The organism is Pseudomonas sp. AMR01 (assembly GCF_041946035.1).
Lineage (GTDB): Bacteria > Pseudomonadota > Gammaproteobacteria > Pseudomonadales > Pseudomonadaceae > Aquipseudomonas > Aquipseudomonas antarctica_B.
The window spans coordinates 1-21,801 of record NZ_JAUTYR010000031.1 but is presented as its reverse complement, the minus strand read 5'-3'; the positions used below and the strand labels follow the sequence as shown (position 1 = coordinate 21,801).

The window sequence follows — 21,801 nt, the reverse complement described above, 5'->3', positions numbered from 1 at the left end:
CGACGGTATTTCGAACCCGATCAGTCAAGTCCAGACACTGTCACTGTCACTGTCACTGTGGCGAGCGGGCTTGTCCCGCGTTGGGTTGCGTAGCGACCCCAAAAAATGGGACTGCTGCGCAACCCAACGCGGGCGGTGCGACGATTCGACAAGCCCGCTCGCCACAGGTGCAAACCTAGACATACTCGGCCCTCCGTGAGTTGGGCCTTACCACTCAGCCCTCGCCTTCTTCAACAAACACCAGCCGATTCCCAAATGGATCGTTGATGCTCATCTCCCGCGAGCCCCAAGGTGTTTGCTCAACCCCGGGTTTGGCATATCGGTATTCCTTGCCCAGCAATTGCTGCTGATACGCGTCCACGCCCTGCGCCTGAATTCGCACCGCCGAACCCGGCGACGCATCGCCGTGATGCTCGGACAAATGCAGCACGCACTCGCCCAGCGAGACCTGCAGGTACAACGGGAAATTCGCTTCAAAGCGATGCTGCCAATCCACCTTGAACCCCAGAAACTCCACATAGAATTCCAACGCCTTGGCCTCGTCGAAAATCCGCAGAATGGGGACTACTTTTCCTAAGTGCATGTATCCGCCTCCTTGTCTGAAAACCACAACTATAGAGGGTTTCCCGTGTTAAATGGCAGATCGCAATCGCAGGCAAGCCAGCTCCCACAGTTGACCGAGTTCCAGCGTTGGAATGCAGTTAGCTGTGGGAGCTGGCTTGCCTGCGATGAGCGATAACCCGGTCTACCGTCCTGCCACGAATCCACGACGCAAATCGCCACTGCGCGCCAGAAACCGGCCCGGTCGCTGACCGTTCGCCTGCCCTTCGCTATAGCTCAACACCCCGTTGATCCACACGCCATCAATCCCCTCCGCCGCACACTGCGGCTGGTTGAAGTCCGCCACATCGCGCACAAGCAGCGGGTCGAACAACACCAGGTCGGCCCAGTGCCCCTCGCGAATTTCACCGCGCTCGGCCAAGCCAAAACGAGCGGCCGACAACCCTGTCATTTTGTGCACGGCGGTGTGCAGCGAAAACAAGCCAACATCCCGGCTGAAATGCCCCAGCACCCGTGGAAACGCGCCCCACAAACGCGGGTGCGGAAACGGGTCTTCGGGCAAGCCGTCCGAACCCACCATCGACAGCGGATGCGCCAGTATGCGTCGCACATCCGCCTCATCCATGCCGTAATACACCGCCCCCGCCGGTTGCAGACGACGCGCTGCGTCCATCAGCGAAACATCCCACTGGGCAGCGATATCCTGCAAGTCACGCCCGCCCACTTCCGGGTGCGGCGTCGACCAGGTAATGGTGATGCGAAACGCATCGGTGACCTGCTTCAAATCCAGCGTCGAAGAGCTGGCGGCATAGGGATAACAATCACACCCCACCGGATGGGTCTTCGCCGCCCGTTCCAGCGACGCCAACAACTGCGGGCTGCGCCCCCAGTTGCCTGCGCCCGCACATTTGAGGTGGGAAATGATCACCGGTACCTGCGCATGCCGGCCAATCTGAAACGCCTCATCCATCGCCTCCAGCACCGGTTCGAATTCACTGCGCAAATGGGTGGTGTACACCGCGCCGAACACCGTCAATTCTTCACTCAGTTGCAGCACCTCGTCAGTCTCGGCATTGAACGCGCTGGCGTAGGCCAGGCCTGTGGATAAACCGAGGGCGCCGGCTTCGAGGCTCTCTTGCAACTGCACGCGCATGGCAGCAATTTCATCCGGCGTGGCGGTGCGGTGCAGGTCGTCCATATGGTTGCTGCGCAGCGCCGTATGGCCGATCAGCGCGGCGACGTTGACCGTTGGATGGGCGCTTTCCACCGCCGCGCGATAGTCGGCAAAACGCGGATAAGTGAACGCCTCACGCTTGCCCAGCAGGTTCATCGGGTCCGGCGGATCGCTGCGCAGCGTCACCGGCGATGCGCTGATGCCACAGTTGCCGACGATCACCGTGGTCACACCCTGGCTGAGCTTGGGCAGCATCTGCGGATGACGAATCACCACCGTGTCGTCGTGGGTGTGCACGTCGATAAAGCCCGGCGCCAGCACGCGGCCGTTGGCCTCGATTTCATGCTCGGCTACGGCTGTCGACAAGTCCCCGATGGTCTCGATGCGCCCGGCAAGAAGCCCCACATCGGCCACATACCCAGGCGTGTTACTGCCATCAATGATCAACGCCTGGCGAATCAACGTGTCGTACTTCATGTCAGTCTCCAAGCGGCAGGCTGTCAGGGCCGCCGCGATAATCGTCCAGGGCCAGCTTGATCCGGCGCAGGCGTTCCTGGTTGTCGTCCGGCAGGGCCAGTGCCAGCTCGGTGGCGAGCAGGTCGATGGCCAGCAGCATTCCATAGCGCGCCGCGGTGGGCTTGTAGATAAAACTGGTTTCGGCCGGTTGCAGGGTCACGTCGAGTTGGTTGTGAAACTCATAAATCATTACCGAAGACTACTTTCAATTTTTATGTAAGTAATTTTCGCGCACAGACAAGCGCTGTCGCCTGGGGATATGTCTGGCGCCACCGCATGAAAATTCGGGGGGTGTTCTTACACGCAATTCAAGCGACGCGGAACCCGGAAACGACAGGTCCAGTCATAGAAGACGGAAGCACTGTCACCTGCCCGTCAATAAGGAAAACCCACAATGAATCGTCAAACCCTGCTCGCTCCTTTCATCGCCAGCGCCCTTTTTCTTGGGCTGAGCGGTATGGCGTCTGCCGAAGACAGCCCGGCACTGACCAAATGCATGAATGGCGCCAATAGCGACTCCGAGATGGTTGCGTGTAACGCCAAGGAACTGAGGGTGCAGGACGCGCGACTGAACAAGGTTTACCAAGCTGTGATCAAATTCGAGGAAGGCGATGCAAAGCGGCAATTGCAGAACGCTCAGCGCTTGTGGACCAAATACCGTGACGCCAACTGCAGCTTCTGGGGCAATGCCAGCGGCGGCACTATCGATCGGGTCAACGGCGTCGGCTGCATGGTGGAAATGACCCAAACCCGCGCCGACGAACTGGAGAGGCTGTTGCCGATGTAATCAATCGTGCTGCACGCGGGCGCGCTTGAGCAACTTCTTGCAGCGCTCCGACAAATGCAGCACCCGCACATGCTTGCCAGCCTTGGCATAGCGCTCGCGCAGGGTCATCAGCGCAGCAATCGCCGAGTAGTCGACAAAGCTCAGGTGACGGCAATCCAGCGTCACGTGGGCCGGGTCGTTGGCCGGGTCGAATTGATTCAAAAACGGCGTGGTCGAGGCAAAAAACAAGGTGCCGTGCAGGCGATACAACTTGCTGCCGTCGGCTTCCAGATGCTCGTCCGCGTACAGCTCACGGGCCTGTTGCCAGGCGAAGTTCAGCGCCGCAATCACGATGCCGCACAGCACTGCCGTGGCGAGGTCGGTGAATACCGTAATCACGGTGACCGCCACAATTACCAGCACATCGTTGAGCGGCACCTTGTTGATCACCCGCAACGAGGCCCAGGCGAAGGTCTGCTGGGACACCACGAACATCACGCCCACCAGCGCCGCCAGCGGAATGCGCTCGATCAGCGGCGACAAGAACAGAATGAACAACAGGATCATCACCCCGGCAAACACCCCGGAGAAACGCCCGCGCCCGCCGGAGCTGAGGTTGATCACGGTTTGCCCGATCATCGCGCAACCGCCCATGCCGCCGAACAGGCCCGAGACCATATTCGCCGCGCCCAGCGCCACACTCTCGCGGTCGGGGTAGCCACGGGTTTCAGTGATTTCGTCGGTGAGGTTGAGGGTCAGCAGGGTTTCCAGCAGGCCGACCATCGCCATCAAAAACGCGTAGGGCGCGATGATGCCGAGGGTTTCCAGGGTCCACGGAACCTGCGGCAAAGCGAACGTCGGCAGGCCGCCGGCGATGTGAGCCATGTCGCCCAGGGTGCGCGTCGGCAGGCCGAGCAGGTACACCGCCAGGCCCACGCCCAAAATCGCCACCAACGCAGGCGGTACCGCACGCGTCAGGCGCGGCAGCAGGTAGACGATGGCCATGGTCAGCGCCACCAACCCGGTCATCACGTACAGCGGCATGCCGCTGAGCCAGGTGTCACCGCTTTTGAAATGCTCCAGTTGCGCCAGCGCAATGATGATCGCCAGGCCGTTGACGAAGCCAAGCATCACCGAGTGCGGCACCATGCGCACCAGCTTGCCCAGGCGCAGCACGCCGAAGGCGATCATGATCAGCCCGCCCAGCAGCACCGTCGCCAGTAAATAGTCGACGCCGTGCTGCACCACCAGCGCGACGATCACCACCGCCATCGACCCGGCGGCGCCGGAGACCATGCCCGGCCGCCCGCCAAACAATGCGGTGAGCGTACAAATGATGAACGCGCCGTAAAGGCCCATCAGCGGGTTTAGGTGGGCCACCAGAGCAAAGGCAATGCATTCAGGCAACAGGGCAAAAGAGGTGGTGAGGCCAGCCAAGGCATCGGCGCGCAGACGAGTGAGCTTCATGAGGTACCGGGGTCATGCGGGGGATAAGGCTGGGGATGGTACGGAATTGCGGTAGATGGGGCTAGTCTGGAGAACCGAGGTGCAGCCATCGCAGGCAAGCCAGCTCCCACATTTAACCGCGTTCCACAGCTGGGAATGCAATCAAATGTGGGAGCTGGCTTGCCTGCGATGCAGACGACGCGGTGCTAAGTGAACATCACACCATTTCGTTGCGAATCCACTCCACCACCGAGGTCCGCTTCGGCGCCCAACCCAGCAACTCACGAATCAGCAGGCGTAGCGCGCCAGCTTGGTTTGAATGAAGTCCAGAAAGCACTGGATGCGCAACGCCAGTTGCGAGTTGCGGTAGAACACCGCGTGGATCGGCTGGCGATAGCCGCTGTTGAACGCTTCCAGCACCGGCACCAAGCGCCCGGCGTTGATGTCTTCGACGGTCATGAAGTTAGACAGGCAGCAAATGCCCTGCCCCTCCAGCGCCAATTGGCGCACGGTTTCGCCGCTGGAGGCGGCGATACTCGGCTGGATCAGCCAGCGATCGCCTTCCACATGGCGCAGCGGCCAGTGGTTAAGGGTTTCAGTTTGGGTAAAACCCATCAAGGTGTGCGCCGCCAACTCCGCCACCGTGGTCGGTGTACCGTGTTTTTTAAGGTAGTCGGGGCTGGCGAGGATATGCAGCGGCGTGCAACCGAGCGACCGCGCATGCAGGGTCGAGTCGGCCAGCACACCGATACGAATCGCAATGTCGGTGCTCTGCTCCAGCAGGTCGATGATCAAGTCATCGCTGTTCAGCTCCAGCTGGATCTCGGGGTAGAGGCTGCGAAACTCGGCAATGTACGGCACGATCCCGTGCAGCATGAACGGCACGGCGGCGTTGATGCGCAAACGCCCGGCGGGTTTTTTCTGGCGCGACGACAGGCGCTCTTCCAGGTCGTCCATCTGCGCCAGGATCACCTTGGCCTGCTCGAAGAAGTATTTGCCCTCCTCGGTCAGGTCCATGCGCCGCGTGGTGCGGTTGATCAGCGTCGTGTCGAGCTTGGCTTCCAGGCGCGACAACGTGCGGCTGACCGCCGACGGCGTCTGCCCGACCTGCTCCGCCGCGGCGGAAATCGAGCCGCACTCAATCACGCTGACGAAGATCTGTAGCTCATCGGATCGGGCTTTCACGGGAGGTCCTCATTATCGGTTGCTGGCAGCTTACACCGAGAATTTGAACACCTGCGCCAGATGCGCTTCGTAACGCGCCACGTCGGCTTCGATGGCCGGGCGTTTCATCACGTCCACGCAGAGGAAGGTCGGCAGGCCGGTCATGCCAAGAAATTCGTTGGCCTTGTGGAACGGGAAGTACACAGCGTCGACGCCCTTGGCTTCGAAGAAATCCGTGGGGTCGTCGAAGGCTTGCTGCGGCGCGTTCCAGGTCAGCGAGAGCATGTACTGCTTGCCCTGAATCAGGCCGCCGCTGCCGTACTTCTGCGACGCATCGGAACGGGTGCGGCCATCGCTGGCGTACAGGCTGCCGTGGCCTTCGGTGAAGACCTCGTCGATGTACTTCTTCACGATCCACGGCGCGCCCATCCACCAGCCGGGCATCTGGTAGATGATCACGTCGGCCCAGAGGTATTTCGCCACTTCCTCGGCCACGTCGTAGCCTTCGTCGATATGGGTGACTTTGACGTCGATGCCCGCGCGGTCAAGCACGGCCACGGCGGCGTCGTGCAGGGTGGTGTTGTAACGACCGTCGGAGTGAGCGAATTTCTTGCCGCCGTTAAGCAGGAGGACTTTTTTCATGGGAAAGATCCAGAGGGTTGAGAATGTCTGCCGGCAGGCTATCGACATCTACCCCGAGGAATAAGCGGCGGCGCGGCAAAATACATTTGACCAAAACGCACGAATAAGCCCGCACTCTTGATTTAGCCGCTAATCAGCAAGTGGCCGCCCAACAGCGCCACGCCAATAAAAAACACCCGCTTGAACAGCACGGCACTGATGCGTTCACGCAGCGCCTGGCCCAGCCACATGCCCAGCAACGCGGGAGCCAGCGCCAACACGGACGCATTGAGTTCGCCGCTGCCCAAGGTGCCGCGCCAGGCCAAGCCAGCAGCCAGCGCCAGGGTAGAAGCCGTGAACGACAACCCCAGTGCCTGCACCAACTGATCACGATTCAAGCCCAGCGCCTGCAGATACGGCACCGCCGGAATCACGAACACGCCGGTGGCCGAGGTGATCACGCCGGTAATCACGCCACACAACGGGCCCAGCCAGCGTTCGGTGGCGGGCTTTACCTGAAACGTGGGCAAGAACAAACCGCTCAACGCGTACATCAGCAATGCCCCGCCCAGGGCGCGCACCACCCAGTGCTCGCCGCCCATGCCCAGCCCCAGCGTACCGAGCCCGGTGCCGAGGAAGATCAGCAGCAGCATCGGCCACAGGCGTTTGATCAATGCGCTCAGGTGACCGCCGAAGGCCAGTTGCCAGAGGTTGGTGACAGTCGAAGGAATGATCAGCAATGCGGCAGCCTGCGCCGGCAGCATAGCCAGGCCAAGCAAGCCCACGGCGACGGTGGGCAGGCCAAGGCCGATGATGCCTTTGACGGTACCGGCCAGCAGGAAGGTGCCGAACACCAGCAGGGTCAGGGCGGGGCCGATGTCTGTGTAGAACCCGAGGAAGGTATTCATGGGGGGATTGTGGGGGTTTTCGCTGATCTCGAAAATTCGCCATATACTGAGACAGCCTCTTGTTTTGCGTGAGGCTGATGCCGCCATCGCAGGCAAGCCAGCTCCCACAGTTGACTGCATTTCAATGTTGGAACTCGGTCAACTGTGGGAGCGGGCTTGCTCGCGAAGGCGCCAGTCCAGCCACAGGAGTTTCCAGCCATGCACTTTGACCTGATCGACCTGCGCCTCTACCTGCATATCCTCGACACCGGCAACATCACCGCCGGCGCCAGCCGCAGCCATCTATCCCTGGCCGCCGCCAGCGCGCGCATCCGCGCAATGGAAGCCTCATTGGGCATCGAGTTTCTCGAACGCAACCGCCGAGGCGTCACGCCAACTCCCGCCGGCAAGGCCCTGGCCCGGCACGCGCGCCTGCTGCTGCAACAGGCCGAGCACCTGCAACAGGACCTCGCGGAATACGCCAACGGCGTCAAAGGCCAGGTGCGCCTGCTGTGCAACACCACGGCGCTCAGTGAATACCTGCCGGAATTGCTCGCGGACTTTCTGCGCAAACACCCCAACCTCGATATCGACCTGCAGGAACTGCCCAGCCTGCGCATCACTCACGCATTGCGCCAAGGCACGGCAGACTTGGGCATCATCTCCGACGCCGTAGATACCCACGGCTTGCAAACCCAGCCCTTTCGCGCCGACCCGCTGGTGCTGATCGCGCCGCTGGATCATCCGTTCAGCCAGGGGAGTTTTATCGACAGCCTGCAACACGACTTTGTGGGCCTGACCGCCAACAGTGCCCTGACGGTTTACCTCGAAGAGCAAGCGTTGCACGCGGGTTTCCGCCTGCAAACACGCATCCGCGCCGAGGGGTTTGACGGGTTGATTCGCATGGTCGCCGGCGGCGCAGGGCTGGGGATTGTTCCCCAGGCCGCGCTGGCGCGTTGGCCGTTGGAACCCAACTTCAAGACCCTGGCGCTGCAAGAAGACTGGGCCTGCCGAACACTGCTGCTGTGCGCGCGCTCGTTCGATCAATTGCCCGGCTATGCCAAAGCCTTGCTTGACGCCCTGGCCCTGCCCTTGCGGAAAACCCCGTAATACAGCGCCGACAGAATCAACAGGAACGGCACGCCGAACGCCTCGGTGAAGTACGTTGTGATCATCACAGCGCCCATCAGCACCAGCCCCGACAGCGTGATGTGCCCCTTTATTATTGTGATTACACGGTCTGAATATTGACGCTGATCCCCTGTGGGAGCGGGCTTGCTGTGGCGAGGGAGCTTGCTCCCGCACGACAGCGCAGCTGGAGCCGGCTTTTTGGGGGCGCTTCGCACCCCAGCGCAAGCAAGCTTGCTCGCCACAAAAAGCCAGCTCCCACATTGGATGTGTGTAGTGCTTAAGTGACGCTATTGCGCACTTTGAATTGCGGCTGGTCCCACGTGCCGTTGTCGAGGATTTCGCCGAGGATTTCCACCGCGTCAAACACCTCGGTGAAGCTGGTGTACAGCGGCGTAAACCCAAAACGCATGATGCGCGGCTCGCGGTAATCGCCGATTACGCCACGGGCGATCAGGGCCTGAATCACCGCATAACCTTCGGGGTGTTCAAAACTCACGTGACTGCCGCGCCTGGCGTGTTCGCGTGGGGTGATCAGTTCCAGCCCATGGGCGGCGCAACGGCTTTCCACCAACGCGATAAACAGGTCCGTCAGCGCCAGGGATTTTGTGCGCAAACTGGCCATATCGGTCTGGGCGAAAATCTCCAGACCGCACTCCACCATCGCCAGCGAGGTGATCGGCTGGGTGCCGCACAGGTAACGCGCGATACCCGCACTCGGCGCGTAGCTGGATTCCATGGCGAACGGGCGGGTATGCCCAAACCAGCCCGACAAAGGCTGGCGCACCATGTCTACCAACGCCGGGTTGACCCACACAAACGCCTGGGAGCCCGGGCCGCCGTTGAGGTATTTGTAGGTGCAGCCAATCGCGTAATCCGCGCAGGCCGTGTGCAGGTCGATGGGCACCGCACCTGCCGAATGCGCCAGGTCCCAAATGCTCAACGCGCCGCATTCATGGCTCAGGGCGGTGAGCGCCTGCATGTCATACATGTAGCCGGTTTTGTAGTTGACGTGGGTGAGCATCACTACCGCCACGTCCGAATCGACGGCCTGCGGCAGTTCGTCCGGGCTGTTGATCATGCGCAGGGAATAACCCTGTTGCAGCAGCTCGGTCAGGCCTTCGGCGATGTACAAATCGGTGGGGAAATTGCTCGCTTCGCTGACGATCACCTTGCGGCCGGGCTGACGTTGGCGCTGCACGCTCAACGCGGCGCTGAGCACTTTGAACAGGTTGATGGAGGTGGTATCGGTGATCACCACTTCACCGTCGCGCGCGCCGATCAGCGGTGCCAGCCGGTCTCCCAGGCGCTGGGATAAATCTGCCCAGCCGGCGCTGTTCCAGCTGCGGATCAAGCCATTGCCCCACTCCTCGCTGATGACCTGTTGCGCCCGCGCAAGCGACGCCACAGGGCGGGCGCCGAGGGAGTTGCCATCGAGGTAGATCACGCCCTGGGGCAACGCGAACTGGTCACGCAAGGGCGCCAACGGGTCCTGCGCGTCGAGGGCTTGGCAATGCCGGCGGGTGGTCATGAGCAATCCTGCTTTTTATCAGTAGAGTTGGCCTAAATAATGAACGAAGATTTAAAGAATTTTCGTGCAAAGTGCCGCGCAACAGGCTAACTAAGCGCCAGGAAATTCGAATTTAACCTCCAAACACGCGGATTTATTCTAACCATGATTCTCGACGCCACCGACCTGCGCCTCCTGCATTTCCTGCAACAGGATGGCCGTATCAGCAACCAGGAATTGGCCGAAAAAGTCGCGCTGTCGCCCTCCGCGTGCCTGCGCCGTTTGCGCCTGCTGGAGAGCGAGGGAATCATCAGCGGCTACCGCGCGGTGTTGAATGCCGAGCAATTGGGGATCGAGCTGGAGGCGATTGTGCACCTGTCGTTGCGCCAGGACGTGGAGGACTGGCACGAGACGTTTATCAAGAAGGTGCAAAGCTGGCCGGAAGTGGCCAGTGCGTACGTGATTACCGGCGCGAGTAACTATGTGCTGCGTGTGCAAGCGCGAAACTTGAAGCACTTTTCGGACTTCATCGTGAACCACCTGAACCGCACGGCGGGGGTGGTGGATATCCGTTCGGAGATCGTGTTGCAGAAGATCAAGGACCGGGATGAAGTGCTGGACCTGGTTATCCGCAAGTAAACAGCCACACCACAAAACCCATGTGGAAACTGGAACCTGTGGGAGCTGGCTTTCTGTGGCGAGCGGGCTTGCCACGACGTCAGCAACAAAATCAGTTACGCCTGCGAAACGGCATCAAGATCCCGCGGCCCCCCGCCAATGGTCGAATCCATACAGCAATGGCTGGCGGATCAGGCACTTGATAGCGTTCAGCTGTATTACGAAAAGTTTACGCAGAGTAATATCTGACCCCTCAGCAGTTCTGAGGGGCTGATGCTGCGCGCACTCAACCCTGAGAAAAACAAGTAGAAGGGAATGTTAATGGCGGATGACATGGTTAACCCGGTGGGCCTCAAGCGTGGCCTGAAAAACCGGCACATTCAGCTGATCGCCTTGGGAGGGGCGATCGGCACAGGGTTGTTCCTCGGTTCGGCCGGGGTGCTCAAGTCGGCTGGGCCGTCGATGATCCTCGGCTACGCGATCGCCGGGTTTATCGCGTTCCTGATCATGCGCCAGCTTGGCGAGATGATCGTCGAAGAGCCGGTGGCCGGCTCCTTCAGCCACTTCGCGCACAAATACTGGGGCGGCTACCCAGGCTTCCTGGCGGGCTGGAACTACTGGGTACTTTACGTGCTGGTGGGCATGGCCGAGCTGACGGCGGTAGGCAAATACATCCAGTTCTGGTGGCCGGAAATCCCGACCTGGGTCAGCGCGCTGGTGTTCTTTGTCGCGGTGAACCTGATCAACACCCTGAACGTGAAGTTCTTCGGCGAGACCGAATTCTGGTTCGCGATCATCAAGGTGGTGGCGATTGTCGGCATGATCGTGCTCGGCTGCTACCTGCTGTTCAGCGGCACCGGCGGCCCGCAAGCGAGCGTCAGCAACCTGTGGAGCCACGGCGGGTTCTTCCCGAATGGCGGCATGGGGCTGTTGATGTCCATGGCGTTCATCATGTTCTCGTTTGGTGGCCTGGAACTGGTCGGCATCACTGCCGCCGAGGCCAGCGAGCCGCGCAAAGTCATCCCCAAAGCCATCAACCAGGTGGTCTACCGGATCCTGATTTTCTACGTCGGCGCCCTCACCGTGCTGCTGTCGCTGTACCCGTGGGATCAACTGCTGCAAACCCTCGGCGCCTCAGGCGATCCCTACAGCGGTAGCCCGTTTGTACAGATTTTCTCGCTGATCGGTAACGACACCGCCGCGCACATCCTCAACTTCGTGGTGCTGACCGCGGCGTTGTCGGTGTACAACAGTGGCGTGTACTGCAACAGCCGCATGCTGTTCGGCCTGGCCGAGCAAGGCGACGCGCCAAAAGCACTGATGAAGCTGAACAAACAAGGCGTGCCATTGCGAGCCCTGGGGATTTCGGCGTTGGTGACGTTGCTGTGCGTGGTGGTCAACTACGTCGCGCCGCAAAGTGCGCTGGAGTTGTTGTTCGCGCTGGTGGTTGCCTCGCTGATGATCAACTGGGCGCTGATCAGCATCACTCATATCAAGTTCCGCAAGGCCATGGGCGAGCAAGGCGTGACGCCATCGTTCAAGACCTTCTGGTTCCCGTTCAGCAACTACCTGTGCCTGGCGTTCATGGTGATGATTGTGAGCGTGATGCTGGCGATTGAGGGTATTCGTGAGTCGGTGTACGCGATGCCGGTGTGGGTGGGGGTTATCTATGTGGCCTATCGGCTGCGGATGAGAAACACGAAAGTAGCCGTGGCGCAGTAACCCCTGTGGGAGCGGGCTTGTGTGGCGAGGGAGCTTGCTCCCGTTCGACTGCGTAGCAGTCGCCAGCTTTTGGGGGTGCTTCGCACCCCAGCGGGAGCAAGCTCCCTCGCCACAAAAGCCAGCTCCCACAGTTGGATGTATTCCAAAATGAGAAGCCCCGGTTATCCGGGGCTTTTTGTTTAGAGCGTTGAACGCACTCGCCACAGCTCCGGGAACAGCACGGTGTCGAGCATCTTGCGTAAATACCCCACGCCTTCAGTGCCACCGGTGCCAGGCTGGAAGCCGATAATCCGCTCCACCGTGGTCACATGGCGGAAGCGCCATTGGCGGAACGAATCTTCCAGGTCGATAAACTTCTCGGCCAACTGATACAAATCCCAGTAACGGCTTGGATCGCGATACACCTCGCGCCACGCCGCCTCCACGGATTCATCATGAACGGTGGCCGCCGCAGGGTCGCGTTCGGCACGTGTGGGGTTAATCGCCAAGCCCGCTTTGGCCATCAAATTGATCGCCTCGTCATACAGCGACGGCGTGGCAATCGCCACTTTCAACTGGTTCAACAACTCCGGCCGATGGGCGTGCGGCCGCAGCAGTGCCGCGCTTTTGTTACCGAGGATAAATTCGATCTCGCGGTACTGGAACGACTGGAACCCCGACGACTGCCCCAGGAACGGGCGAATCGCCTTGTATTCCGACGGCGTCATGGTCGCCAGCACCGCCCAGGCATGCACCAGTTGATCGAAAATCCGCGACACCCGCGCGAGCATTTTGAACGCCGGCGGCAACTCGCCCAGGCGCAGGTGTTCGCGGGCGGCCTTGAGTTCGTGGAGCATCAGTTTCATCCACAGCTCAGAGGTCTGGTGCTGAATGATAAAGAGCATTTCGTTGTGGTTCGGCGACAGCGGGTGCTGGGCGCTGAGCACTTTGCCCAAATCCAGGTAGTCGCCGTAGCTCATGGACTCGGAAAAATTCAGTTCGGCGTTATGCCATTCTTCGGACGGCTGATAGTCAGCAGAGAAAGGGCATTGGCTCATCGCGTGGGCTCCTTGAGCGGGCGCAGGATTGCGCGGACCGGGCTGGCATCGAGGTGGGCAAACCGCAGCGGCAGCGCGATCAGTTCATAGTCGCCCTCGGGCACATCATCGAGCACGATGCCTTCGAGAATCGCCATGCCATGGCGCGCCACGGCGTTGTGGGAATCCATGGTCTTGGACTGTTGCGGGTCCAGCGACGGCGTGTCGATACCGATCAGACGCACGCCCAGGCTGGCAAGCAGCTCAATGGTTTGCGGGGCGATGGCGGTGAAGTTCGAATCCCATTCGGTCAGCGGCGCCTGTGCATAAGTGCGCAGCAGCACGCGCTCCGGCAAGTTATCCACACGCCCTTGCAACTGATGGGGTTGCACCAGCGCGCCACTGCCCAGGCAATGCAGCACCCGGCACGGGCCCATGTACACGTCCAGCGACACCTCGCCAATCGGCGCGCCGTCCGCGCTGTAATGCAGCGGCGCATCCACATGGGCGCCGGTGTGCGGCGAGAAGGTGACGCGCCCCACGTTCACCGGGCACTCGGGGCCAAACTGCCACACGCGCTCTTCCTGGAACGGCGTGTCGCCCGGCCAGGTCGGGGTGGCCGTGCTCAAGGGCGGGCTGATGTCCCACCACGTTTTTATTGGGTTCATTTGAAGGCTCTCACTCGTTCTTGGGTGAATGATACGAGGGCCGGTTACGAATTTTCTTGCGAATTCTGGCGCCGAGTGGGAAATCTTTCGCACTTACTGCGAAGAAAGGTCTGATTGACGCCTGGAAATGTCGTCTGACGACGATAGCCCAATCACCAACGATCAAATGTGGGAGCGGGCTTGCTCGCGAATGCGGTGTATCAGCCACACATAAGTTGACTGACCCACCGCATTCGCGTTCAAGCCCGCTCCCACATGGATCGCGCCGTGCCTGACCAATCGCCTTGCCCTGCGCTTCTGGGCATCCCGATGTCGAGTTCAGACCACTGACACAACGCCCCAAGCCGTAGGGTTCACCTTTCCCTTTCTTGCCTCGGAGCCATCATGACCCAGCCCATCACCGTACTGCGCGACACCCACCCCTTGCCGGTACTGGATGCCTGCAAATGGGAAAAACTCGAAGGCGACCCGCATACCGTCAACCTCAACGCCTACACCAGCGAAGACGGCAGCAAGATCATGGGCACCTGGATCTGCACACCCGGCAAGTGGTACGTGGACTACGTGAAGTGGGAATACTGCCACTTTCAGGAAGGCTACTGCATCATCACACCTGAAGGCATGGAGCCGATTCACTTGCGGGCTGGGGATATCTTTGTGGTGGAACCGGGGATGAAAGGCACGTGGGAAGTGGTCGAGACGGTGCGTAAGTATTTTGTGTTTGCTTGATTAACCTCTACATCGAGCCGCTTTCCTGTGGCGAGCGGGCTTGCCCCGCGTTGGGCTGCGCAGCAGCCCCAATGAAAACGCCGCATTCTTTCAGGAAGAATGCGGCGTCTGGTTTTAGGGCTGCTGCGCAGCCCAACGCAGGGCAAGCCTGCTCGCCACAACAATCAAGCTCACATGATCATTCAGGTTTGCGATAGCTGTTGATGATCGCCGAGAAGTCTTTACCGCCTTCCCCGCGCTGGCTCATCGATTGATACAGCTGCTGGGCCACAGCGCCCAAAATCACCGGCTGTTTCACCTGACGTGCTGCCTCGGTGGCCAGGCCCAAGTCCTTGAGCATCAAGTCGGCACCAAACCCGCCGGTGTAACCTCGGGACGACGGCGCGGTTTCGATCACGCCGGGCCACGGGTTGTAGGTGTCCGAACTCCAGCAGCGCCCGGTGGAGCTGTTGATAATGCCTGCCAGCACTTGGGTGTCGATGCCCAGCGCATCGCCGAGGGCCATGGCTTCGCTGACGCCGACCATGCTGATGCCCAGCAACAGGTTGTTGCAGATCTTGGCGATCTGCCCGGTGCCGACATCGCCGCAATGCACGATGTTGCGGCCCATCTGCGCCAGCACCGGTTGCAGCGTCGCGAACAGCTCCGGGGTGGCGCCGACCATGAAGGTCAACGTGCCCGCCTGCGCGCCGCCTGTGCCGCCGGAGACCGGAGCATCAGCCACGGTCACACCTTGTTTCGCCGCCGCAGCCGCGACGTCGCGGATGGTTTGCGGGTCGATGGTGCTGCAATCCACCGCCGGCACGCCTTGGCCGATGCCGGCCAGCACACCGTCTTCATTGAGCCACACGCTGCGCACGTGGGCAGCGGCGGGCAGCATGGTGATCACCAGCTCTGCGCCGCTGGCCGCATCACGCGGCGAGTCGCTGATGCTGCCGCCCAGCTCGGCGAGCTCCTTGAGCACCGCCTGGTTCAGGTCGAACAGGTTCAGCGCGTGGCCAGCCTTGATCAGGTTGCAGGCCATGGGCGCGCCCATGTTGCCCAAGCCGATAAATGCAATCTTCATGGTCGTCTCCCGAAATCAGCGCAGGTTGATGGTGGTGTTCACGCCATCGTTGACCGTGTCGTCGTCGAACCAGCGGCTGGTGACGGTTTTGGTCTGGGTGTAGAACTGCACCACTTGCTTGCCGTACGGGCCGAGGTCGCCGAGTTTGGAACCCCGCGAACCGGTGAAACTGAAGAACGGCACAGGCACCGGAATAGGGATGTTGATGCCGACCTGGCCCACGTCGATTTCGCTCTGGAACTTGCGTGCCGCCGCACCGCTTTGGGTGAACAGGCCGGTGCCGTTGCCGAACGGGTTGGCGTTGACCAGTGCGATGGCCTCGTCCAGCGTATCGACTTCCAGCACCACCAGCACCGGGCCGAATATTTCCTGGGTGTAGATTTGCATGTCGGTGGTCACGCCCGAGAACAACGTCGGGCCGACGAAGTTGCCTTGCTCGAAGCCCGGCACCTTGATGTCGCGGCCGTCCAGTTCCAGCGTGGCGCCTTCCTTCACGCCGCTTTCGATCAGCTCCAGAATCCGCGCCTTGGCGCGCTTGGAAATCACCGGGCCGACATCCGTGCCGGCTTCGCTGCCCGCGTTGACCTTGAGCTTTTGCGCCAGCGCCTTGAGGTCCGGCAACCATTGCTTGGCCGCGCCCACCAGCACCACCACCGAGGTGGCCATGCAACGCTGGCCCGCCGCGCCGAAACCGGCGCCGACCAAGGCATTGAGGGTGTGTTCGCGGTTGGCGTCCGGCAGCACCACGGCGTGGTTCTTGGCGCCCATCATCGACTGAACGCGCTTGCCGTGTTTGCCGGCCAGGTCATACACATGAGTGCCGACGGCGGTCGACCCGACGAAGGACACGGCCTTGATGTCTTTGTGCGTGCACAGCGCATCCACCACGTCTTTGCCGCCGTGCACCACGTTAAGCACGCCAGCCGGCACACCGGCTTCCAGCGCCAGCTCTACCAGCAGCATGGTCGACAGCGGGTCTTGTTCGGACGGTTTGAGCACGAAAGTGTTGCCGCAGGCGATGGCCATCGGGAACATCCACAGCGGAATCATCGCCGGGAAATTGAACGGAGTAATGCCCGCGCACACGCCGATCGGCTGGCGCAGGGTGTAGGTGTCGACGCCACCGGCAACGTTTTCAGCGAATTCGCCCATCTGCAAGGTGCCGATGGAGCACGCGTGTTCGACCACTTCCAGGCCACGGAAAATATCGCCTTCGGCATCGGCAATGGTCTTGCCCTGTTCGGCGCTGAGGACTACGGCAATACGCTTGGAATGTTCGCGAATCAGGGCTTGCAGCTTGAGCATGATGCGCATGCGTGCGCCGATGGGCGTCAGCTTCCAGGTCTGGAAGGCGCGATGGGCTGCGTCGATGGCGGCGTTGACTTCATCGGCGGTGGCGAACGGGACTTTGGCCAGCACCTCTTGGGTGGCCGGGTTGACGATGTCTTGCCAGTGGGTGGTCTTTGACTCGACCCACTCACCATTGATCAACAACTTGACCTGTTGCACGGAAATATCGGCAGAAGCGTTCATGTGGTCTCCAATCTTGTTGTTATCCAGAGACAAGGCGCGTGAATCGCCTTGGAAATGAGGCGTTCGGACTGTTTTTCGAGTATAGATGTGCAAATCTCTAATAAGAACGCACATAAAAGCCGGTCCAATATGCAAAAAAACATCACGTCGTTAGGCTCCCTGAACTGGGATGACCTGAAGTTTTTCCTAGAAGTGGCCCGCACCCGCAAAGCCAGCGTGGCCGCCAAGCGCCTGGCGGTGGACTACACCACCGTGTCGCGGCGCATCAGTTCACTGGAAGTGTCCCTCGGCACGTTGTTGTTCGAAAAATCCCGGACCAACGGCTTTGTGCTCACCCCCGAAGGCCAGCGTTTGCTGGGGTATGCGGAGTCCATCGAAAGCACCTTGCACATGGCCTGCGAGCAGGTATCCGGCTCCGGCGTGGCGCTGTCCGGGCATGTGCGCATGGGCTGCACCGAGGGGTTTGGCAGTTTTTTTGTTACGCCGCAGTTGAGCCATTTCGTCGACACCTACCCGGCCATCTCGGTCGACATCCTGCCCCTGCCCCACTTCATCAGCCTGTCCAAACGCGAAGCCGACATCGTCATCGCCCTGGAACGCCCGGAACATGGGCCGTATGTGTGCTGCAAATTGTGCGACTACACATTGCAGCTGTACGCGACCCAGGAGTATCTGGACCAACACCCGCCTATCCGCAAACCGGCGGATTTGGCTGAGCATCCGTTTATCAGTTATGTGGATGACCTGGCGTTCAGTTCGGAGCTGTTGTATTTGGCGAATGTGGTGCCCGGCGCCAGCGCGAGTTTGCGCAGTACCAGCGTGATCGCGCAGTACGTGGCGGCGCAGCAAGGGCGGTCAATGGCGATATTGCCGTGCTTTTTGGCGGCGCAGGATTCGCGGTTATTGCCGGTGTTGGGGGAGCAGATTTCGATTACGCGGCAGTTCTGGATGTATTGCCGCGAGGATCTGAGGAAGTTGAAGCGGATTACGTTGCTGTGGGACTACATCCGGGAGGTGACGGAGCAGAATCAGGGGTTGTTGATGGGGGAAACGCGGGAGATGCGGTTTGCGGATTAAAGGGCCATCAACGACGATTCGCTTTAAATTGCAGGACGTTTCCTAGAGACTCTCCAACCTATTGCGCCTTAGGGTTCGAGCCACTAGCCTCCGTGTCTCGCTGACATCAGCGAACGGGTTTAGCGACCCGAACCCGGACACAGCCACCAACGGCAAGCGTTTATGCTCGCCGTTATCGTGTTATGGCGGCTGTGCGTGGGAGACCTTCGGGTCTGCCGGGTCCTGGGTCCGGTTCGCTAACCTGCGTACAGCTGCCACCCTTTCATGTTTAGCGACATGAATGGGTGGTTCCTAAAACTCCCAGGTATAGATCATGACTAAAATCGTCCCCGATCCACCGCTCTCCTCCATCACCACCCTCGGCGTCGTCACCTTCGGCGATTACGGCGAAAACGAAAAACCCCTGTTCCGCATCAATCCCGGCATGCCGATTGAACAAGCCCTGGAACACGCCTCCACCCTGCTCTTCTACTCCAAAAAACTCGCCATGGAAGCCGCCATGGATGTACGCGGCGAACACTACGCATGGGCCGCGCATTACCTGTGCGAGATGGGCAAAGCCGTGGTGGATGACCTGACGCAGGCGATGACGCCAGCTAACTAAACGAAAGATCGTTCCCGCGCTCTGTGTGGGAACGATCGCAGAGGCTCGGTCCCGTTCCTACATCTAAACCGCGCCAGCCCCGGCTATTTGCGGATGCCGAGCCCGAACGTCCTGCAAAAACTCAGCCGCACTGATCTTGAGCCACTCAATCAACCGAGCAATATCCGGCTCCAGCTCCCGTCCGTTTCGACAAATCACGTAATACGCTGCTGGCGACATCATCACGGGGCTATTCAGCGCAACCAACGCACCGTCTTCGAGTTGGTCATACACCAACGCAGTCCTTCCCAGCGCGATGCCTCCGCCCTTCACCGCCAGACTGATCGCCAGGCTCGAATCCGGAAATCGCGGCCCATGGTGATAAGGCGGCGCCACCAGCCCCTGGAATGCAAACCAGCTTTCCCAACCCGGGCATACCTGATCGTCTACCCGATGAATCAGCGGATATCGGGCAACATCCTCTAGCGCAATATCACCTTTCAGCCGCAAAAACTCCGGCGAACAAACCGGAAACACCGCGTCGCGCATCAGCAATTCAACATGATGATCCGGGTAGTCACCGTATCCCATCACCACCGCCACATCGTATTGATGAGCCTCCAGATTGGCGCTGTTCATATCGGCGCTGGTCAACACCAAATCAAGGTTGAACGACGCCTCAGTGTGAGAGCCGTGCATTCGGGGGATCAACCAAGTCGAACAGAGGGAAGACGTGCATGAGAGGTACAACGGTTGGGATTTACCGGGATTGAGTGAATGCAATACCCCATCCAGCGCCTTGAAAAATCCATCGGTGACCGGCAACAAGGCTTGCCCCGCAGATGTCAGCTTGACGCCGCGCGAGTGCCGCTCAAATAACTGTACGCCCCACCACTCCTCCAGCCCTGCAATTTGATGGCTGATGGCACTGGCGGTGAGGTTCAGCTCAGACGCTGCGCGCGCAAAACTACCGGTTTGCGCAGCGCTGACGAACGCTTGAAGCATCGGTGTAGGAGGCGGTCGCTGGGCCATCAGGTGCTCACTTTGATCAAGATGATCCCGCAAACAATGACGAATGCCGACAGCATTCGTCGCCAACCGAACCGTTCATGAAAGAACAGCGCGGCAATAATGGCGCCGATAATAACACTGGTTTCCCGCAGGGCTGAGACCTTGGCTACCGCGTCCAGCGACAACGCAAATAACACCAATCCGTATGAGGCCAGGTAAAAAACACCCCCTAACAAGCCGACTCGCCAATGACAGCGTATCGCCTGAGCCAAGGCCGAACGCTTCTTGGAAAAAGCCAATACCGGGATCGGAATACTTTGGAACACCGTCAGGTAGATGATGTACTGCAGCACTGTCTCACTGGCTCTTACACCCTTGGCATCAACTACCGTGTAAGACGCAATGAAAGCCCCGGCACATACCGCCATCAGAATGGGCTTGAACATCTGTGCTGTCATCCTGCGGACAAAAGTCAGGCTGATAATCCCCACACAAATCAGCGCCACCCCTGCCAACGCTAGTATTGACAGTTGCTCATGCAAGAGGAAGTAGGAAAAGAGCGCGACCAACACCGGCGGCACGCCACGCATTACGGGGTAAACCTGGCCGAAGTCCCCCGTCTCATACGCTTTAACTAGAAACAGCCGATAAACCGTATTGAGCACGACGGAGACAAGTATGTAGCCCCACACCTCCAGGCTCGGCACACTGACAAGCGGCAACGCCAACAGGCATATCACCAGCGCGGTGCCATCAACCATGGCCAAGGTCATAAAGCGACTGCTACCGGCGCGGACGACAGCGTTCCAAGTGGCGTGCATGAAGGCAGAGATCAAGACCAGCGTGATCGCGATATCGGAATTGTCCATGGGGCTCGGCTTTTTTCTTTTGGAGACAGGGAGGCATGGAATGATTGGCAAGCCGCATCTGAAACCTGGCACATCTCAATACCGGGATAACGCTCAAGAAAAATCGAAATGCACAGCTCGGGGGGCTTTTTTCGAGAGAGCTAAACGTTCGATGTGATCAACCATCGTTGCATTTCGGAACGTAACTTGGCTCTTCGAATCCCGAGCGGCTATTGCCTGGCTATCACGTTGCAACGCCGAGAACATCGACGAATCAACTGTTACATCAGCTCCGGAATAAATCAGTGCCAGCACCTCGGGATTACTGATCGACATCTGCTGTTTTTCCGAAAAGTTAGTTTGTGCGCCGTGTAGTTCATCATGCAGGGGTATTGAACGCCTGACTTTAGGTGCCTCTTGGCCAAAAACAATGAAATTCATGCTCATTGCAATCCTTTACGGCAGTTAGTCAGAGCGGCCATTTAACTAAGTTCGCCAGTTCTAAAGAAGAGAATCCTCATCACCCCAGCCATCAAGATTCGTCATGCCAGACCATTCCTACAATCAAAAAATTGATGGCTTGCGCAGGCGATTGGTCATGAACACACCTCCGCTCCTGCTGTTTTTTCTTAAGAAATTCATCATGGAAGCTGCTGTAGATATGCGCGCCGAGCCGTTAAGCGCGCAACGTTAAAATGTGGGGAGCTTGCTCGCGAAGGCGGTGTGGCAGGCAATAGACCCTTGGCTGAACGACCGCACTCGCGGGCAAGCCCGGCTCCCACAGTTGAGCTGCGCCGAGCACAAAATTCAGGCTCTACACACATAAGTGTGGGAGCTGGCTTGCCTGCGATGGCGGTGGGTCAGGCAATAGATTCTTGGCTGAATGACCGTATTCGCGAGCAAGCCCGCTCCCACAGTTGGACTGCGCCGGGCACAAAATTCAGGCCTTGCACAAATAGGTGTGGGAGCTGGCTTGCCTGCGATGGCGGTGTGTCAGGCAATAAATCCTTGCCTGGATGACCGCCATCGCGAGCAAGCCCGCTCCCACAGTTGAGCTGCGCCGAGCACAAAATTCAGGCCCTACACACATAAGTGTGGGAGCTGGCTTGCCTGCGATGGCGGTGGGTCAGGCAATAGATTCTTGGCTGAATGACCGT

At 59.7% G+C, this 21,801-nt stretch carries 22 protein-coding genes and 2 pseudogenes; 8 read left to right on the top strand and 16 right to left on the bottom strand.

From position 1 onward, the window contains the following. Nucleotides 1–214 precede the first annotated feature (214 nt). The 3 genes and pseudogenes from Q7C20_RS21420 to Q7C20_RS21410 all read right to left on the bottom strand — a co-directional run. Nucleotides 215–583, bottom strand: coding sequence for a glyoxalase superfamily protein (locus tag Q7C20_RS21420; RefSeq protein ID WP_375070027.1), 369 nt, complete (start codon nt 581–583; stop codon nt 215–217). A 162-nt stretch (nt 584–745) separates the two neighbouring features. Continuing rightward, on the bottom strand, nt 746–2,212 hold the full coding sequence (locus tag Q7C20_RS21415; protein WP_375070025.1) for an amidohydrolase family protein: 1,467 nt from the start codon (nt 2,210–2,212) through the stop codon (nt 746–748). Nucleotide 2,213: 1 nt separating this feature from the next. Then, nucleotides 2,214–2,405 (bottom strand): annotated as a pseudogene (locus Q7C20_RS21410) (MurR/RpiR family transcriptional regulator); the annotation flags it as partial. A gap of 240 nt (nt 2,406–2,645) precedes the next feature. On the opposite strand from Q7C20_RS21410, the gene Q7C20_RS21405 reads away from it, so the two are divergent. After that, a complete protein-coding gene (locus tag Q7C20_RS21405) occupies nt 2,646–3,038 on the top strand; it encodes a lysozyme inhibitor LprI family protein (RefSeq protein WP_375070024.1) in 393 nt (130 codons plus the stop codon). Here Q7C20_RS21405 and Q7C20_RS21400 read toward each other — a convergent pair whose 3' ends face one another. The 4 genes from Q7C20_RS21400 to Q7C20_RS21385 form a co-directional block, all read right to left on the bottom strand. Continuing rightward, nucleotides 3,039–4,484, bottom strand: a complete 1,446-nt coding sequence (locus Q7C20_RS21400) for a SulP family inorganic anion transporter (RefSeq protein ID WP_375070022.1) — start codon at nt 4,482–4,484, stop codon at nt 3,039–3,041. A gap of 267 nt (nt 4,485–4,751) precedes the next feature. Continuing rightward, on the bottom strand, nt 4,752–5,648 hold the full coding sequence (locus Q7C20_RS21395) for a LysR substrate-binding domain-containing protein (protein WP_375070020.1): 897 nt from the start codon (nt 5,646–5,648) through the stop codon (nt 4,752–4,754). A 30-nt stretch (nt 5,649–5,678) separates the two neighbouring features. Then, complete coding sequence (locus Q7C20_RS21390) at nt 5,679–6,269, bottom strand: NAD(P)H-dependent oxidoreductase (RefSeq protein ID WP_348062385.1); 591 nt, start codon at nt 6,267–6,269, stop codon at nt 5,679–5,681. A gap of 122 nt (nt 6,270–6,391) precedes the next feature. Further along, on the bottom strand, nt 6,392–7,156 hold the full coding sequence (locus Q7C20_RS21385; RefSeq protein WP_375070018.1) for a sulfite exporter TauE/SafE family protein: 765 nt from the start codon (nt 7,154–7,156) through the stop codon (nt 6,392–6,394). A gap of 198 nt (nt 7,157–7,354) precedes the next feature. On the opposite strand from Q7C20_RS21385, the gene Q7C20_RS21380 reads away from it, so the two are divergent. After that, complete coding sequence (locus Q7C20_RS21380; RefSeq protein WP_375070017.1) at nt 7,355–8,245, top strand: LysR substrate-binding domain-containing protein; 891 nt, start codon at nt 7,355–7,357, stop codon at nt 8,243–8,245. On the opposite strand, the pseudogene Q7C20_RS21375 reads toward Q7C20_RS21380, so the two are convergent. Further along, nucleotides 8,191–8,343: pseudogene (locus Q7C20_RS21375) on the bottom strand (amino acid permease); the annotation flags it as partial. The gene Q7C20_RS21380 and the pseudogene Q7C20_RS21375 overlap by 55 nt on opposite strands. A gap of 200 nt (nt 8,344–8,543) precedes the next feature. Further along, nucleotides 8,544–9,794 (bottom strand): kynureninase, encoded by a 1,251-nt coding sequence (gene kynU / locus Q7C20_RS21370; RefSeq protein ID WP_375070016.1) that lies wholly within the window; start codon nt 9,792–9,794, stop codon nt 8,544–8,546. 144 nt (nt 9,795–9,938) lie between these two features. Between kynU and Q7C20_RS21365 the strand changes: the two genes are divergently transcribed. Further along, the gene (locus Q7C20_RS21365) at nt 9,939–10,412 is read left to right on the top strand and encodes an Lrp/AsnC family transcriptional regulator (RefSeq protein WP_078739088.1); all 474 of its coding nucleotides are present in this window, start codon (nt 9,939–9,941) and stop codon (nt 10,410–10,412) included. A gap of 300 nt (nt 10,413–10,712) precedes the next feature. Next, nucleotides 10,713–12,113, top strand: a complete 1,401-nt coding sequence (locus Q7C20_RS21360; RefSeq protein WP_348059311.1) for an amino acid permease — start codon at nt 10,713–10,715, stop codon at nt 12,111–12,113. A gap of 179 nt (nt 12,114–12,292) precedes the next feature. On the opposite strand, the gene kynA is transcribed toward Q7C20_RS21360, so the two are convergent. Then, a complete protein-coding gene (kynA, locus tag Q7C20_RS21355) occupies nt 12,293–13,150 on the bottom strand; it encodes a tryptophan 2,3-dioxygenase (protein ID WP_375070013.1) in 858 nt (285 codons plus the stop codon). Beyond that, nucleotides 13,147–13,797 carry an arylformamidase gene (gene kynB / locus Q7C20_RS21350; protein WP_375070011.1) on the bottom strand — a complete coding sequence of 217 codons (651 nt, stop codon included), beginning with the start codon at nt 13,795–13,797 and terminating at the stop codon, nt 13,147–13,149. Before kynB ends, kynA begins: the two co-directional genes overlap by 4 nt. A 384-nt stretch (nt 13,798–14,181) precedes the next feature. Between kynB and Q7C20_RS21345 the strand changes: the two genes are divergently transcribed. After that, a complete protein-coding gene (locus tag Q7C20_RS21345; RefSeq protein WP_375070009.1) occupies nt 14,182–14,526 on the top strand; it encodes a cupin domain-containing protein in 345 nt (114 codons plus the stop codon). A gap of 178 nt (nt 14,527–14,704) precedes the next feature. Here the strand turns inward: Q7C20_RS21345 and mmsB are convergent, their stop codons facing one another. Then, nucleotides 14,705–15,592, bottom strand: coding sequence for a 3-hydroxyisobutyrate dehydrogenase (gene mmsB, locus Q7C20_RS21340; RefSeq protein WP_375070008.1), 888 nt, complete (start codon nt 15,590–15,592; stop codon nt 14,705–14,707). Nucleotides 15,593–15,607: 15 nt separating this feature from the next. After that, nucleotides 15,608–17,125 carry a CoA-acylating methylmalonate-semialdehyde dehydrogenase gene (locus Q7C20_RS21335; RefSeq protein WP_375070007.1) on the bottom strand — a complete coding sequence of 506 codons (1,518 nt, stop codon included), beginning with the start codon at nt 17,123–17,125 and terminating at the stop codon, nt 15,608–15,610. A gap of 129 nt (nt 17,126–17,254) precedes the next feature. Here Q7C20_RS21335 and Q7C20_RS21330 point away from each other — a divergent pair, with 129 nt between their 5' ends. Both Q7C20_RS21330 and Q7C20_RS21325 read left to right on the top strand, forming a co-directional pair. Beyond that, a complete protein-coding gene (locus Q7C20_RS21330) occupies nt 17,255–18,202 on the top strand; it encodes a LysR family transcriptional regulator (RefSeq protein ID WP_375070005.1) in 948 nt (315 codons plus the stop codon). Between the two features lie 313 nt (nt 18,203–18,515). Beyond that, nucleotides 18,516–18,806 (top strand): DUF3077 domain-containing protein, encoded by a 291-nt coding sequence (locus Q7C20_RS21325; RefSeq protein ID WP_375070003.1) that lies wholly within the window; start codon nt 18,516–18,518, stop codon nt 18,804–18,806. 63 nt (nt 18,807–18,869) lie between these two features. On the opposite strand, the gene Q7C20_RS21320 is transcribed toward Q7C20_RS21325, so the two are convergent. The 3 genes from Q7C20_RS21320 to Q7C20_RS21310 form a co-directional block, all read right to left on the bottom strand. After that, on the bottom strand, nt 18,870–19,817 hold the full coding sequence (locus Q7C20_RS21320; RefSeq protein ID WP_348059295.1) for a LysR substrate-binding domain-containing protein: 948 nt from the start codon (nt 19,815–19,817) through the stop codon (nt 18,870–18,872). Beyond that, nucleotides 19,817–20,665, bottom strand: a complete 849-nt coding sequence (locus Q7C20_RS21315; protein WP_375070001.1) for an EamA family transporter — start codon at nt 20,663–20,665, stop codon at nt 19,817–19,819. The genes Q7C20_RS21320 and Q7C20_RS21315 overlap by 1 nt, the downstream gene beginning before the upstream one ends. A 93-nt stretch (nt 20,666–20,758) precedes the next feature. After that, nucleotides 20,759–21,085: a hypothetical protein gene (locus tag Q7C20_RS21310; RefSeq protein WP_375069999.1), complete on the bottom strand. Its 327-nt coding sequence runs from the start codon at nt 21,083–21,085 to the stop codon at nt 20,759–20,761. 103 nt (nt 21,086–21,188) lie between these two features. On the opposite strand from Q7C20_RS21310, the gene Q7C20_RS21305 reads away from it, so the two are divergent. Next, a complete protein-coding gene (locus Q7C20_RS21305; protein ID WP_375069998.1) occupies nt 21,189–21,338 on the top strand; it encodes a hypothetical protein in 150 nt (49 codons plus the stop codon). Nucleotides 21,339–21,801 lie beyond the last annotated feature (463 nt).